This is a genomic window from Chryseobacterium sp. CH25 (assembly GCF_004119455.1).
In the GTDB taxonomy this organism is placed as follows: Bacteria; Bacteroidota; Bacteroidia; order Flavobacteriales; family Weeksellaceae; genus Chryseobacterium.
The window spans coordinates 48860-62671 of the sequence record NZ_NRQT01000011.1 but is presented as its reverse complement, the minus strand read 5'-3'; the positions used below and the strand labels follow the sequence as shown (position 1 = coordinate 62671).

General features: G+C 35.7%; 13 protein-coding genes. 9 read left to right on the top strand and 4 right to left on the bottom strand.

The window, feature by feature from the left end:
* Positions 1-43 precede the first annotated feature (43 nt).
* On the bottom strand, positions 44-1684 hold the full coding sequence (locus BOQ64_RS19845; RefSeq protein WP_129055041.1) for a S41 family peptidase: 1641 nt from the start codon (positions 1682-1684) through the stop codon (positions 44-46).
* A 264-nt stretch (positions 1685-1948) separates the two neighbouring features.
* Here BOQ64_RS19845 and BOQ64_RS19840 point away from each other — a divergent pair, with 264 nt between their 5' ends.
* The 8 genes from BOQ64_RS19840 (at position 1949) to BOQ64_RS19805 (ending at position 9699) form a co-directional block, all read left to right on the top strand.
* Positions 1949-3175, top strand: a complete 1227-nt coding sequence (locus BOQ64_RS19840; RefSeq protein ID WP_129055889.1) for an HD domain-containing protein — start codon at positions 1949-1951, stop codon at positions 3173-3175.
* Between the two features lie 71 nt (positions 3176-3246).
* The gene (gene lpxD / locus BOQ64_RS19835; protein ID WP_129055043.1) at positions 3247-4278 is read left to right on the top strand and encodes a UDP-3-O-(3-hydroxymyristoyl)glucosamine N-acyltransferase; all 1032 of its coding nucleotides are present in this window, start codon (positions 3247-3249) and stop codon (positions 4276-4278) included.
* On the top strand, positions 4271-5668 hold the full coding sequence (locus tag BOQ64_RS19830; protein WP_089737485.1) for a bifunctional UDP-3-O-[3-hydroxymyristoyl] N-acetylglucosamine deacetylase/3-hydroxyacyl-ACP dehydratase: 1398 nt from the start codon (positions 4271-4273) through the stop codon (positions 5666-5668). The genes lpxD and BOQ64_RS19830 overlap by 8 nt, the downstream gene beginning before the upstream one ends.
* A complete protein-coding gene (lpxA, locus tag BOQ64_RS19825) occupies positions 5669-6463 on the top strand; it encodes an acyl-ACP--UDP-N-acetylglucosamine O-acyltransferase (protein ID WP_129055045.1) in 795 nt (264 codons plus the stop codon). It abuts the gene before it with no gap.
* Positions 6464-6503: 40 nt separating this feature from the next.
* Positions 6504-7070, top strand: coding sequence for an elongation factor P (efp, locus tag BOQ64_RS19820; protein ID WP_045500255.1), 567 nt, complete (start codon positions 6504-6506; stop codon positions 7068-7070).
* Between the two features lie 67 nt (positions 7071-7137).
* Positions 7138-8040, top strand: coding sequence for an LpxD N-terminal domain-containing protein (locus BOQ64_RS19815; RefSeq protein ID WP_129055046.1), 903 nt, complete (start codon positions 7138-7140; stop codon positions 8038-8040).
* 90 nt (positions 8041-8130) lie between these two features.
* A complete protein-coding gene (gene sucD / locus BOQ64_RS19810; RefSeq protein WP_123910440.1) occupies positions 8131-9003 on the top strand; it encodes a succinate--CoA ligase subunit alpha in 873 nt (290 codons plus the stop codon).
* Positions 9004-9027: 24 nt separating this feature from the next.
* Positions 9028-9699 (top strand): porin family protein, encoded by a 672-nt coding sequence (locus BOQ64_RS19805; protein ID WP_129055048.1) that lies wholly within the window; start codon positions 9028-9030, stop codon positions 9697-9699.
* A gap of 318 nt (positions 9700-10017) precedes the next feature.
* Here the strand turns inward: BOQ64_RS19805 and BOQ64_RS19800 are convergent, their stop codons facing one another.
* The 3 genes from BOQ64_RS19800 to BOQ64_RS19790 all read right to left on the bottom strand — a co-directional run bounded on the left by BOQ64_RS19800 (position 10018) and on the right by BOQ64_RS19790 (position 12699).
* Positions 10018-11328 carry an ABC transporter permease gene (locus BOQ64_RS19800; RefSeq protein ID WP_129055050.1) on the bottom strand — a complete coding sequence of 437 codons (1311 nt, stop codon included), beginning with the start codon at positions 11326-11328 and terminating at the stop codon, positions 10018-10020.
* A gap of 4 nt (positions 11329-11332) precedes the next feature.
* Positions 11333-12244 (bottom strand): ABC transporter ATP-binding protein, encoded by a 912-nt coding sequence (locus tag BOQ64_RS19795; protein WP_129055052.1) that lies wholly within the window; start codon positions 12242-12244, stop codon positions 11333-11335.
* Between the two features lie 104 nt (positions 12245-12348).
* Positions 12349-12699, bottom strand: coding sequence for a T9SS type A sorting domain-containing protein (locus BOQ64_RS19790; protein ID WP_129055054.1), 351 nt, complete (start codon positions 12697-12699; stop codon positions 12349-12351).
* Positions 12700-12817: 118 nt separating this feature from the next.
* On the opposite strand from BOQ64_RS19790, the gene hemB reads away from it, so the two are divergent.
* Positions 12818-13807: a porphobilinogen synthase gene (hemB, locus tag BOQ64_RS19785; RefSeq protein WP_129055055.1), complete on the top strand. Its 990-nt coding sequence runs from the start codon at positions 12818-12820 to the stop codon at positions 13805-13807.
* The last annotated feature ends 5 nt before the right edge of the window (positions 13808-13812 follow it).

Genomic DNA, 13812 nt, shown 5'->3' with positions numbered 1-13812 from the left:
GTTAAATGGAAATACCCCATGATATTTCCTGTTTCCGTAGGTTTTAATTCTTATTTTTTATATACAGCAAAGCCCTTTCCAAAACTTCATCTTTTCCGTTTTTTATTCCTTCTACAGTAGGTTTTATGAGAATATCCGGAATAATTCCTATCCTTTGGGTTTCTCTTCCGTCAGGATAATAAGCACCAAGGCCGGTAAAACAGGTATCTAAGTCTGCAATTTTAAATTTAATAATATCTCCGTTAGCCCCCGAAGTATTGCTGCCAATCACTTTGGAATTAGGGTGCTGTTTAAACATCATGGTTGTAGTCTCCGCCTGGCTTTGTGTATTTTCATCTACCAAAACAATTACATTTCCTTTATAATAATCGGGATTCTTCCTGCCAATATTGTTCTTTCTGCTGTAAAATTTTCCGGGATAGCTGGTTTCCGGGAAGTTAAACTGATAATAAGTGGTGGATTGCGGAAGGAGCAGCTCGCTTAAAGGTATGATGGTAAGCTTAGGATAATTTCTGATATCAAAGATGATAGATTCTGCAGAGCTCAGATTTCTGTACATTTCATTTACTTCATCTTTAGTAAGGATTCCCATATTGACATATCCGACTTTCTTTTCCTTATCCAGAAACTTCCATGGTTGAGGCGGTGATCCTTTTTTAACGATAATATCTTTAACAAAATAAGTTTTAGCAGTTACTTCGATATTTTGTCCGTCTCTTTCTAACTTAACGGAAAGCGAGTCATTATTACTGAAAAGAAGTTTACTTTTTATTTTATTTACTTTCCCCCAGGAGTTGGAAGCAGGAATATATTTTCCAAGGCTGTTAATTATCTGCGGAATTGTTTTTCCTTTCACATCATAAATAACATCACCAATGTTGAATGGTGTTTTCTCGTGAAATCGATTTTCATTAACCTTTGTAATGACCAATTTTCCTTCTGCATAGGAATATTCTACTGGAAGTTTTCTGTTTCCGTATTGATGAAGACTTATCAGAGTTGAAAAAAGGTAAGCATGTGAATCATCTGTTTTGGTTACTAACTCTGCCAAAATCAGTTGATAATCTGTATCATTATCAACACTGAGAAACTTTGGAATCATCTCAGTAAGAACATCATTCCAGTTTTGATCCGTTTCATATTTATAAGGGAAAAAATATTCTACATAATTCCAATATCTGAACAGTTCTAATAAGCTGATCTGTTTGGAAGAGAATTGGGGTCCGTAAGAATTTTCGTTTCTGAAAAATACTTTTCGCCCGTTTTTTCCTAAATAATGTTGGTTACCAATATTCCGGTTGTTTTCTATATAATGGAGCTTTTGGGAAACTTCTGGGGTAAATATGTCGGAATTATCCATCCAACTTAGATCAAAGTTTTTCAGAAAATAAGGTGTATTGTTTTCCTGCAGACACTCTGTACACTCTTTAACTTTTCCAATTTCTGCAATCCAATTGGAATACAGATTATTCAATGCTTTTTTATCATTGACTTTTTCAAGCTCATTAATTTTTTTGAAAAGCTGCTGATCCCAACTTAGATTTCCTTTAGATACATGAGGGTGATAATATTTTAAAAATCCCCAGACTCTACAGAGAGACTCCAGTTTTTGATTTTCAGATAAAATCTGTGCAGAAAAATGTAGACTTAAAAATAAAAAAATGAAAAGAGAATATTTTCTCATCAAAAGGATCGAGTTTTCTCAAAGATAAGTGATTAATGGGATAAGAGCAAAGGAATTTGATGAATTATTTGAGCTGGAAGAAGGAAGTAGTGATGAGTTTGCAACTGCTAAAGATTAATATATAAAGTGTTCAGAAAATCAATAGTCCATCTTTGCCTCTTGTACTCAATAACCTCCAGCTTCCTCCTTCTAGCCATTTAATACTAATTTAATTATCCTTCAAATTTAAAATCCCTAACTTTGTTTACTCATATAGACGTTCCAATGCAGAATAAGCTAAAAATTATCAACGATCCTGTTCATGGATTTATCAAAATTCCTCACGAAATTTTATTTGATATTATTGAACATCCTTATTTTCAAAGATTAAGAAGGATTGGTCAGACCGGTCTTTTGAACCTGATTTTTCCGGGAGCTACCCATACAAGGTTTCATCATGCATTGGGAGCGATGCATCTGATGTTTACTGCTTTGGAAACCTTAAAACAGAAAGGGGTTAAGATCTCTGAAGAAGAGGAAAAAGGGGCTATGTTGGCTATTTTAATGCATGATATCGGACACGGACCGTTTTCCCACGCTTTGGAGAGTATGCTTATGGATGACTGGCATCACGAGAAATTGTCTTTATTACTGATGAATAAGCTGAATGAAGAGTTTAACGGACAGCTATCCATGGCAATTGAAATGTTTCAGGGGAAATATCACAGAAAGTTCTTTAATCAGTTGATCTCATCTCAGCTGGACGTTGACAGACTGGATTATCTGAAAAGAGACAGCTTTTTTACAGGAGTATCGGAAGGAAATATTAATACCCAGAGAATTATTTCCATGATGAATGTATGTGAGGAAGGAGAACTGGTTATTGATGCAAAAGGGATTTACTCTATAGAAAACTTTTTAACGGCCAGAATGTTTATGTACTGGCAGGTATATTATCATAAAACGTCTGCATTGGCAGAATTTCTGTTGGTGAAAATTCTTGAAAGAGCAAAATATTTAATTTCTCAGGGCATTGAGCTTCCGGCAACAGATAATCTGAAATATTTTTTATACCGCGGAAAGAGCACAGCAACAGAAGAAGATATAGAGAGATTTACCAGATTGGATGATAATGATGTGATTCAGGCGATGAAGGAATGGCAGAATTCTGATGATTTTGTTTTATCCTATTGGTGTAAAAGTGTCATTCAGAGAAACCTTCCGAAAACCATTATTTCATCACACCCTTTTGATGAGAAAGTTGTTGAAGAAAAAATAAAAATCACCAATGAGTTTTTTGAAATTGATAACGGGAAAGAATTGGTTCATGAAATAAAAAGGAAACTTTTACCTTACGATACCGAAAAGCAACCTATTTATTTATTGCAGAAAAATGGGAAAAGAATGAAGCTTCATGAGTCAGAAGATCAGCTTTTATCAGGGTTGGTAGTAAATAAAACAACCCGTTATATTCTTATGTTTCCAAGAGATATCTCCCGTTTAGATTCTTAAATAATATTAAAATTGAATATCTGAAATCAAAAAATGTTTGCAAATTATAGAATTTCTTATCTTTGCAGAATATGGAATTCACAGCTTCGCAAATTGCAAGTTTTATTGACGGAAAAATAATAGGTGATGAGAATGCACTTATTACAGGGGTTTCTCCAATTGAAAATGGAGAATCAGGACATCTTTCTTTTATAGCACAAGATAGATTTTCTCATTTTTTAGATACCTCAAAATGCTCCGTAATCATCGTTTCGGAAAAACTTCTGAATAATAATAGTTATAACCCTACCTTAATTGTTGTAAAAGATGCCTATTTATCTTTTCAGATTCTGATGAACTTATATCAGGAGATGAGAGGAAGAAAAGAAGGTATTGAAGATGGTTCATCCATCCATGATTCAGCGATAATAGGTGATCAAGTTTATATAGGAGCATTTACATATGTTTCTGATAAGGCTAAGATCGGTGACGGATCGCAGATTTATCCGCATGTATATATTGGTAAAGGAGTAAAAATTGGTAAAAACTGTAAAATTGACAGTGGTGCCAGAATTTACGATTACTGTATCATTGGGGATAACTGTGTTATTCACTCCAATACAGTAGTAGGAGGTGATGGTTTCGGGTTTCAACCCACAGCTGAAGGATTCAAAAAGATTCCACAGCTTGGAAATGTAATCATTGAAGATGATGTTGAAATTGGTTCAAACTGTAGTATTGACAGAGCAACAATTGGTTCAACGATCATTGGAAAAGGAACAAAAATTGATAATCTGATTCAGATTGCCCATAACGTAAAAATAGGACAGAATAATGTAATTGCAGCGCAAGCCGGAATTGCAGGTTCTACTACCATTGGGGACTGGAATCAAATTGGAGGTCAGGTAGGAGTTGTCGGACATATCAAAATCGGAAACCAGGTGAAGATTCAGGCCCAAAGTGGGGTGAACTCCAGTGTTAACGATAGAGAAACTTTATATGGTTCACCGGCAATCAGCTACAATGACTATTTAAGAAGCTATGTTCATTTCAGAAACTTACCTGGAATAGTCAACAGAATAAATAATCTTGAGAATAACTCAAAAGATAATACTAATGAGTGATATGCAAAAAACGCTTCAGGAAGAGGTAACACTTTCTGGAATAGGCCTTCATACTGGTAAAGAAGTAAAACTTACCATCAAACCCGCAAAAGAAAATACGGGATTTGTATTTGTAAGAACCGATTTAGAGGGAAATCCTCAGGTTGAAGCTGATGTTAATTATGTAGTAGCAACAGAGAGAGGTACAACATTAGAAAAGCTTGGCGTAAAAATTACTACCTGTGAGCACCTTTTGGCTGCTTTAGTAGGTTGTGATATAGACAATGCAGTGTTGGAAATGGACGCATCTGAGCCGCCTATTTTAGATGGATCTTCAAAATATTTTGTAGAAGCTATCGAAAGCGTAGGAGTAGTAGATCAGAATGTTGCCAGAGAATATCTTGTTGTAAAAGAAGTTCTTACCTACAGTGATCCGGCTACAGGTTCGGAAATCACTATTATTCCTTCAGATACTTACGAAGTAACTACTATGGTAGATTTTGGAACTAAAGTTTTAGGAACTCAAAATGCTACTCTTAAAAATATTTCCGAATTTAAAGACGAAATCTCTTCAGCAAGAACATTCAGTTTCTTACATGAATTGGAAATGCTTTTAGATCACGGATTGATCAAAGGCGGAGATATCTCCAACGCAATCGTTTATGTAGATAAAGATCTTACTCCGGAAACTACAGAAAAATTGAAAAAAGCCTTTGGGAAGGATAATGTATCCATCAGACCAAACGGTATTCTTGATAACCTTAACCTAAACTATCCTAACGAAGCGGCGAGACACAAATTACTTGATGTAATTGGTGATTTGGCATTAGCAGGAGTGAAAATTAAAGGTAAAGTTATTGCTAACAAACCAGGACATTTCGTGAACACTCAGTTTGCGAAAAAACTAAATCGTCAGTGGAAATTGCAGAAAAAGAAAAACGTTCCGGATTTTGATTTAACAAAAGAACCGGTATTCGATATCAACGGAATCATGAAGCTTATGCCTCACAGACCTCCGTTCTTATTAATTGATAAAGTTCTTGAACTTTCAGATTCTCATGTAGTAGGATTGAAAAATGTAACAATGAATGAACCTTTCTTCGTTGGACATTTCCCTAAGGAGCCGGTAATGCCTGGAGTACTTCAGGTAGAAGCATTAGCTCAGACAGGAGGTATTCTTGTGTTGGCAAGTGTTCCTGATCCTGAAAACTATTCTACTTATTTTATCAAGATTGATAAAGTAAAATTCAAGAGAAAAGTAATTCCGGGAGATACCCTTATTTTCAAAATTGAATTGATAGAGCCTATCAGAAGAGGTATTGTACACATGCAGGGGTACGGATATGTAGGAGACACAGTGGCAGTAGAAGCAGAGCTTATGGCTCAAGTTGCAAAAAATAAAGTTGATTAAATGATTCATCAGTTAGCAGCCGTAGATAAACGTGCGAAAATCAGCAAAAATGTAATTGTAGAACCATTTACTACAATTGCAGGGGATGTAGAAATTGGAGAAGGAACATGGATTGGTCCAAATGTGACCATCATGGATGGAGCCAGAATTGGGAAAGACTGTAAGATTTTTCCAGGAACTGTAATTTCTGCAATTCCTCAGGACTTAAAGTTCGATGGTGAAGATACACAAACCATTATTGGAGATAATACTACTTTAAGAGAATGTGTAACAATAAACAGAGGAACAAAAGCTTTGGGGTATACCAAAGTAGGAAGCAACTGCCTTATTATGGCGACTTCCCACGTTGCCCATGACTGTATCATAGGAGATAATGTAATTATTGCCAATGGTTGCGGTATTGCAGGACATGTTGAAATCGGAGACTTTACCGTAATGGGTGGATTATCTGCAGTTCAGCAGTTTGGTAAGATCGGAAAACATACAATGATTTCAGGAGGATCTTTGATCAGAAAAGACGTTCCACCATATGTGAAAGTAGCAAGAGATCCTATTTCCTATGCTGGTATCAATTCAGTGGGACTTAGAAGAAGAGGTTTTTCCAATGAGAAGATCTTTGAAATTCAAAAGATTTACAGAGCTATTTTCCAAATGAAGATGAACGTTTCCCAAGCGTTGGCGTATATTGAAAAAGAAATGCTTCCTACCGCTGAAAGAGATGAAATCCTTCAATTTATCCAAAACTCTCCAAGAGGTATTGTAAAAGGATACGGAACAGGAAAAGACAGCAACTAAAAAGTGCTGAAAATTAAGTAAAAAAGATAATTATATATTAATGGCAACAAGTAACGATATTAGAAAAGGTCTTTGCATCGAATTCAGCAATGATATTTTTAAAGTAATTGAGTTCCTTCACGTAAAACCAGGAAAAGGACCTGCTTTCGTAAGAACAAAATTAAAATCTGTGACAAACGGAAAAGTATTAGATAATACATTCTCTGCAGGACACAAGATTGAAGAGGTAAAAGTAATCACAAGAAAGTTCCAATATCTTTATGATGATGAGAACGGATTCCACTTCATGAATAACGATGATTTTTCTCAGCTATATTTAAATAAAGAAATGATTGAAAATTCAAACCTGATGAAAGCAGGTGAAGAAGTAACAATCATTCTGAAAGAAGCTGACGAAACTCCACTTTCTGCTGAACTTCCACAATCTGTATATCTGGACGTAATTGAAGCTGATCCGGGTGTAAAAGGAAACACTGCAACCAACGCTCTTAAAAACGCAATCGTTGAAACAGGAGCAAGAGTAATGGTTCCTTTGTTCATTGAACCAGGAGACAAAATTAAAGTAAGCACTGAAGACGGTAGCTACTTAGAAAGAGTAAAAGAATAAATAAAATTTACATAAATTCGGTTTGCATTAGCAGTCCGAATTTTGTTTTATAAGAAAATCTATTGTTATGAGATTCCATTCTCCGCAAAAGCTTAAAACGATCGCAGATTTAATAGGTTCAAAATTTGTTGGCCCGGAAGACTTTGAAGTGTTGGGTGCCAATGAAATTCACATGGTAAAGCCAGGTGAGATCGTTTTTGTGAACCACCCCAAATATTATGATAAGGCATTAAACTCTGCCGCTACTATTATTTTGATTGATAAAGAAGTAGATTGCCCTGAAGGCAAAGCACTTCTGGTTTCTGATGACCCTTTCAGAGACTTTAATAAGATCAATACGCACTTTACAAGAATTTACAACTTTACCGAGGAACTTCACGATGTTGAAATTGGTGAAGGCACAAGAATTCACTCTTCTGCAGTAATCGGAAACAATGTAAAGATTGGAAAGAATACTTTGATTTTCCCAAATGTTGTGATTGGTGATAGAACCGTTATCGGGGATAATGTCATTATTCAGTCCAATACCGTATTGGGAGGTGATGCTTTCTACTACAGAAAACTGAATGGAAATTTCGACCGTTTAATCTCTGTGGGAAATGTGGTGATCGAAAATAATGTGGAAATAGGAAACGGCTGTACCATTGACAGAGGAGTTACAGATTCTACCGTGATTGGTGAAGGTTCTGTTCTGGATAACCAGATTCAGATAGGACATGACACTGTAATCGGGAAAAAATGCTTAATCGCTTCTCAGGTTGGAGTGGCCGGTTGCTGTGTAATTGGAGATGAAGTAACCCTATGGGGACAGGTGGGTATTGCTTCAGGAAACAAAATTGAGAGCGGATCTGTACTTTTAGGAAAAACAGGAGTGAACAGAGATCTTGAAAAAGGTACCTATATCGGGATGTTTGCTGAAGATTTCAAAACATATCTGAAAAAAGAAGTAAAACTGAGAAATCTCAAATAAACTATTCCAAAGGTTTTGTCCAAAATCAAAGAAATTTGAGTAAATTTGTGAGCATTAATAAAATAATAAATAAATTAAAACAACAATAAAATGTCAATTTTAGTAAACAAAGATTCTAAAGTAATTGTACAAGGATTTACAGGGAACGAAGGAACTTTCCACGCTGGTCAGATGATTGAATACGGAACAAACGTAGTAGGTGGTGTTACTCCAGGAAAAGGAGGAAGCGAGCACTTAGGAAAACCAGTATTCAACACAGTAGCTGACGCTGTTGAAAAAGCAGGAGCAAACGTAAGTATCATTTTCGTACCGCCGGCATTTGCAGCAGACGCTATCATGGAAGCTGCTGAAGCAGGAATTAAAGTAATTGTATGTATTACTGAAGGTATTCCTGTAGCTGATATGGTAAAAGTAAAATCTTACATTGCTGACAGAGACTGCAGATTAATCGGACCAAACTGCCCTGGAATCATTACTTCTGAAGAAGCTAAAATTGGTATTATGCCAGGTTTCGTTTTCAAAAAAGGTAAAGTAGGTATCGTTTCAAAATCAGGTACCCTTACTTACGAAGCTGCTGATCAGGTAGTAAGAGCAGGTTACGGTATTTCTACAGCTATCGGTATCGGTGGTGACCCAATTATCGGAACTACTACAAAAGAAGCTTTGGAATTATTTATCAATGATCCTGAAACAGAAGCTGTTGTAATGATTGGAGAAATTGGTGGTGGATTAGAAGCTGAAGCTGCTAGATGGTACAAAGCTAGTGGATCTACTAAGCCAGTTGTAGGATTTATCGCTGGACAAACAGCTCCAAAAGGAAGAACAATGGGACACGCTGGTGCTATCGTAGGTGGTGCAGAAGATACAGCTCAGGCAAAGATGGAAATCATGAGAGAAAACGGTATCAACGTTGTTGATTCTCCTGCTGATATTGGTGCTACTGTAGCTAAGATCCTAGGATAATATAAAAAACAAAACCAAATAAATATGAAGAAACTTTTATTAACCTCAGCTTTAGCCCTTTCTGCTTTATCCTTTGCCCAAGTGCAGTGGAAGAATACAAGATTCGGGGTTACAGCGGGATTAAACTATTCCAGAGTATCTAATGCCCATAATCCTTCTGGCCCAAGATATACCTTCCAAGGTGGAGCTTTGGCCTTAATTCCCGTAGGAAAGGCAAACCAGTTTTTTATCCAGCCTGAAGTTTTATACTATGGAGCAGGTGAAACAGGTAAAGATAGTGATGCTAAGAATGTAAGTGGTTATAATGCAGTATATGCAAATAACTATCTGAGTGTACCCCTTTATTTCAAAGGGTATTTTTCAGAAGCAGAATCTGAATTCTTTGGATTATTAGGACCTAGATTTAACTTTTTGTTAAGCCAGAATGTTAAAGATGTTCCTGCAACCAGACCTTATTATCACCCAGATGGTTCTGATCCTTCACAGCCACCGGGAGTAAATGGTAAAGCGAATAGCTTTAACTGGGGAATAGGACTTGGAGTAGGATATAGCTATAAGAGACAACTTGAAGTAGCTGTAAAATATGACTTAGGTCTTTCAGATACTTATCCGAATCTTGTAAAAGAAAAAGGAGGTAGTGATAAGAAAAAATCTGAACAGGTGATAGCTCTTACCTTAAGCTATATATTCAAATAAATCGTTTTATTCAGAATATAAATAAGAAATCCCGGAAATAACTTCCGGGATTTTTTTGTATTAAATACCAATGTTAAAAGAAATAAATAGTCTGAATTGGAGATAAGTCCTTTATTGAAGTATGTTATCTTTAACGGCACAATAGCAAAATTGTATTGATGAATATCCTTTTATTGTCTTCCTGTTTTAGCAAAACCCGATGGATGTATCTCTTTAAATACAATCTCTTTCGTACCTGAAAAAATAAAAAGGACAAATTCACATATCTGCAAATCTGTCCTTTTTAATATTTCTTTTTGTTGTTTTCTGTCCGAGGAATTAACCTTTAATCCACTTCCAAAGCTCTTTTAACGTTGCTTTATTTCCGTACATCAAAATCCCCACACGATAGATTTTTCCGGCAAGGAATATCATAAAGATGGTTGTTGCCAACAATAATGTAATGGATAAGGCAATTTGCCAGGCCGGAACTCCGAAAGGTATTCTGGCAATCATAGCAACAGGAGAAGTAAATGGTATAATAGATAACCAGAAGCCCATTGGACCGTCAGGATTATTCATTAGTGAAAAACTTCCATACATCCCCAAAGTTAATGGTAGAATAGCAAATAACGTGAATTGCTGTGTTTCTGTTTCATTGTCTACTGCAGAACCAATAGCGGCATAAATAGAGCTGTAGAAAATATATCCTAAAAGGAAGAAAATAATGAATACAAAAATAATCAATGGGAAATTCAGTTCCAGTAAACTGTGGGAGATTTGAGTAGCTAGTTGTGTCATATCCAGCTTACTTGTAATTTGCTCACTAGCACCGGGAACATTCTGCTGAATAGATGAGAATCCGGTATTCAAAACCAAAGCTCCGATTACAGACATGGTTATCCAGATCAGAAACTGTGTGAGTGCTACCAGTGTTACTCCAAGAATTTTACCCATCATCAGCTCAAAAGGTTTTACAGATGAAATAATGATCTCTACCACACGGTTGTTTTTTTCCTCAAGAACGCTTCGCATTACCCTTACTCCGTAAATAATAATGAACATGAAGGTAACATACATCAGGACCATACTAAGCCCGGATTTAACCCCAAAAGTAAGATCAGAATCTTCTTTGTTGTTATCTGCAACATTAATGGTTTTCAGACTGAAACTCTTATCAAGATCATTCAATTGAGTCTCCTGAATCCCCAGTTGCTTGATTTTTTCTTTTTTAACAACATTGGTAATATCAGAAACAATTTTCTGCTTGGTATCAAAGCCCATTTTACTGTTGATAATCAGTCTTGCCCCAGTTTCAAGCTCTTCATAATTCTGTCCTTTTAATTCCGGTAAAATTAAGACCCCATCCAGAGATTCATTTCCCTTTAAATTATTAAGCTTGGATTTTTCATCTGCTGCGGAAACAAATACGTAGTTCAGTTTATCATCAGACTTCAGTTGATTGATAAATAAACCACTTTTGTCAACCACTTCAATAATACTGTGCGATTCATTGGCTTTAAACATTAATCCGATCACTGCTCCAAACGCAATAATCATGACAGGTGCCAATAAAGTCAATATGATAAAGGATTTTTTCTTAACCTGTGTAAGAAATTCTCTCTTTGTAATTAAAAAAATATTTTTCATAAAATTAAGAATGGTTACTTACAGCGTTAATAAATACTTCATTCATACTAGGAATTCTCTCATCAAATGATCTTACTTTTCCTACATGCACAAGGTCAAGAAGGATATTGTTCTGATCAGTTTCATTTTTCAGATCAAAAGAAACAAGACTGTTCTCATTGGAAAAATTGAAAATCTCATATTTATTTCTGAAGCCTTCTAATTGTTCATTGTTCACTTCAGAAAGGGTAATTCCAAAAATATTTTTCTTGAATTTTTCTCTAACATCAAACACTCTTCCGTCAATAATCTTCTTAGAATTATTAATTAATGCCACATAGTCACACATTTCCTCTACACTCTCCATTCTGTGGGTAGAAAGAATGATGGTAGTCCCGTTATTCTTAAGATCAATGATCTGATCTTTGATTAGATTGGCATTTACAGGGTCGAAACCTGAAAAAGGTTCATCAAGGATTAAAAGATGAGGTCTGTGAAGAACTGTTACCACAAACTGGATCTTTTGTGCCATTCCTTTAGACAGTTCAGACAGTTTTTTCTTCCACCATTGGTCAATATTCAGTTTTTCAAACCATTTTTTAGCTTCATTCAGGGCATCATTTTTACTCATTCCTTTCAGTTCCCCAAAATATAAGATCTGATCACCTACGCTCATATTTTTATATAACCCTCTCTCTTCAGGCATATAACCGATGTCTTTAATGTGGCTAGGGTTCAGCTTTTGTCCATTGATTAAGATTTCTCCGGAATCAGCCTGAGTAATTTGATTGATGATACGGATGAATGACGTTTTTCCGGCTCCGTTGGGTCCTAAAAGTCCGTAAATACTTCCTTTAGGAACATGGATGCTGAAATCATCCAGTGCGACCTTTTTTCCGGCATTATAGGTCTTTTTAATATGTTCAGCTTTTAGCATTAAGTTGTTTTTTACAATTAGTAGAAAAAAGTCCTTAAAGTTACGCAAATATTAAAAGAGATTGATGGAAAAGAAAAAATCCTGATGATTATCAGGATCTTAATTTATTGTTTTACGATTTGAGTTACTTTTTGCGTATTGTCGCTTAAAATATAACGAATCAGATACTTTCCGGGTTTTAATTTTTCAATATTAATCTCTCCGGAGTTCATATTGACTGTATAGTTGGCGACCTGCATACCCAAAATAGAATAAAAAGTCACACTTTTGATTCTTAAAGAAGAATCTTTTGCCTTAATAATAAGGAAATCCTTTGCAGGATTTGGATAGGCAAGTAAAACACCATCATCTGCTTTCTGAGTGATGGAACTCGGCTCTCTAAGCTGAGCTTGTAAATTGTTGGAAAAACCAACAAAAGCGCCTACAAATAAAAATAAAAGTAAAAATTTTTTCATCAAATTTATAATTTCTCGAATATATATAACAAATATAACAAATTCTACAATTTCAAACAATAGTTTTTTGTATAACTTGTATTAAATTTGTAGAAACTTATTCAAAAAGTATTCCAAAATGATACATTCAAGAAATAGAAGACTTAGAGTTAATGAATCTATCAGAAGTTTGGTAAGAGAAAATGTGCTTACAACTGATGATTTTGTAATGCCGATCTTCGTAATGGAGGGCGAAAACATGCAGGAACCGATCCCGTCGATGCCGGGAATTTTCAGGCGAAGCATAGATTTAACAGTAAAAGAATGTAAGGAATTATTTTCTTTAGGCGTAAAAGCTGTCAATTTGTACATGAAGGTGTCTGAAAATCTGAAAGACAATACCGGAAAAGAAGCATGGAACAAAAACGGATTGATGCAGAATACGATCAAAGCGATCAAAGATGCAGTTCCGGGAATGGTGGTAATGCCTGATGTGGCTTTAGATCCTTATTCAATCTATGGGCATGACGGAATTATTGAAAACGGAAAGATTTTAAATGATGCTACCAATGATGCATTGGCAAGAATGTCAGTATCTCATGCAGAAGCTGGAGCAGACCTTGTAGCGCCAAGTGATATGATGGACGGTAGAGTTCAGGTCATTCGTGAAGCATTGGAAGAAAGCGGATTTACAGATGTTGGTATCGTAAGTTATGCAGCCAAATATGCAAGTTCTTTCTACGGACCTTTCAGAAGTGCTTTAGACAGTGCTCCGAAAGAAAATGTTGAAATTCCGAAAGATAAAAAGACGTATCAGATGGACTTCCACAACTCTCGTGAAGCGCTGAACGAAGTATTTAAAGATATTGATGAAGGAGCAGATGTTATCATGATCAAACCGGGACTTCCTTATCTGGATATTGTTTCCAAAGTACGTGAAGCTATTGATCTTCCGATTGCCGTTTATAATGTAAGTGGTGAATATGCAATGGTGAAAGCAGCAGTTCAGAACGGGTGGCTGGATAATGATAAGACGATTATTGAAAATCTTACATGTTTCAAAAGAGCAGGAGCTGATATGATCTTCACTTATTTTGCTAAAGAAGCTGCAATGATTTTAAATAAATAGCAATA

Excerpts from the sequence above, each read along its gene's own strand:
- BOQ64_RS19845 (WP_129055041.1), bottom strand. The coding sequence starts at position 1,684 with ATGAGAAAATATTCTCTTTTCATTTTTTTATTTTTAAGTCTACATTTT.
- BOQ64_RS19840 (WP_129055889.1), top strand. The coding sequence starts at position 1,949 with ATGCAGAATAAGCTAAAAATTATCAACGATCCTGTTCATGGATTTATC.
- lpxD (WP_129055043.1), top strand. The coding sequence starts at position 3,247 with ATGGAATTCACAGCTTCGCAAATTGCAAGTTTTATTGACGGAAAAATA.
- BOQ64_RS19830 (WP_089737485.1), top strand. The coding sequence starts at position 4,271 with ATGAGTGATATGCAAAAAACGCTTCAGGAAGAGGTAACACTTTCTGGA.
- lpxA (WP_129055045.1), top strand. The coding sequence starts at position 5,669 with ATGATTCATCAGTTAGCAGCCGTAGATAAACGTGCGAAAATCAGCAAA.
- efp (WP_045500255.1), top strand. The coding sequence starts at position 6,504 with ATGGCAACAAGTAACGATATTAGAAAAGGTCTTTGCATCGAATTCAGC.
- BOQ64_RS19815 (WP_129055046.1), top strand. The coding sequence starts at position 7,138 with ATGAGATTCCATTCTCCGCAAAAGCTTAAAACGATCGCAGATTTAATA.
- sucD (WP_123910440.1), top strand. The coding sequence starts at position 8,131 with ATGTCAATTTTAGTAAACAAAGATTCTAAAGTAATTGTACAAGGATTT.
- BOQ64_RS19805 (WP_129055048.1), top strand. The coding sequence starts at position 9,028 with ATGAAGAAACTTTTATTAACCTCAGCTTTAGCCCTTTCTGCTTTATCC.
- BOQ64_RS19800 (WP_129055050.1), bottom strand. The coding sequence starts at position 11,328 with ATGAAAAATATTTTTTTAATTACAAAGAGAGAATTTCTTACACAGGTT.
- BOQ64_RS19795 (WP_129055052.1), bottom strand. The coding sequence starts at position 12,244 with ATGCTAAAAGCTGAACATATTAAAAAGACCTATAATGCCGGAAAAAAG.
- BOQ64_RS19790 (WP_129055054.1), bottom strand. The coding sequence starts at position 12,699 with ATGAAAAAATTTTTACTTTTATTTTTATTTGTAGGCGCTTTTGTTGGT.
- hemB (WP_129055055.1), top strand. The coding sequence starts at position 12,818 with ATGATACATTCAAGAAATAGAAGACTTAGAGTTAATGAATCTATCAGA.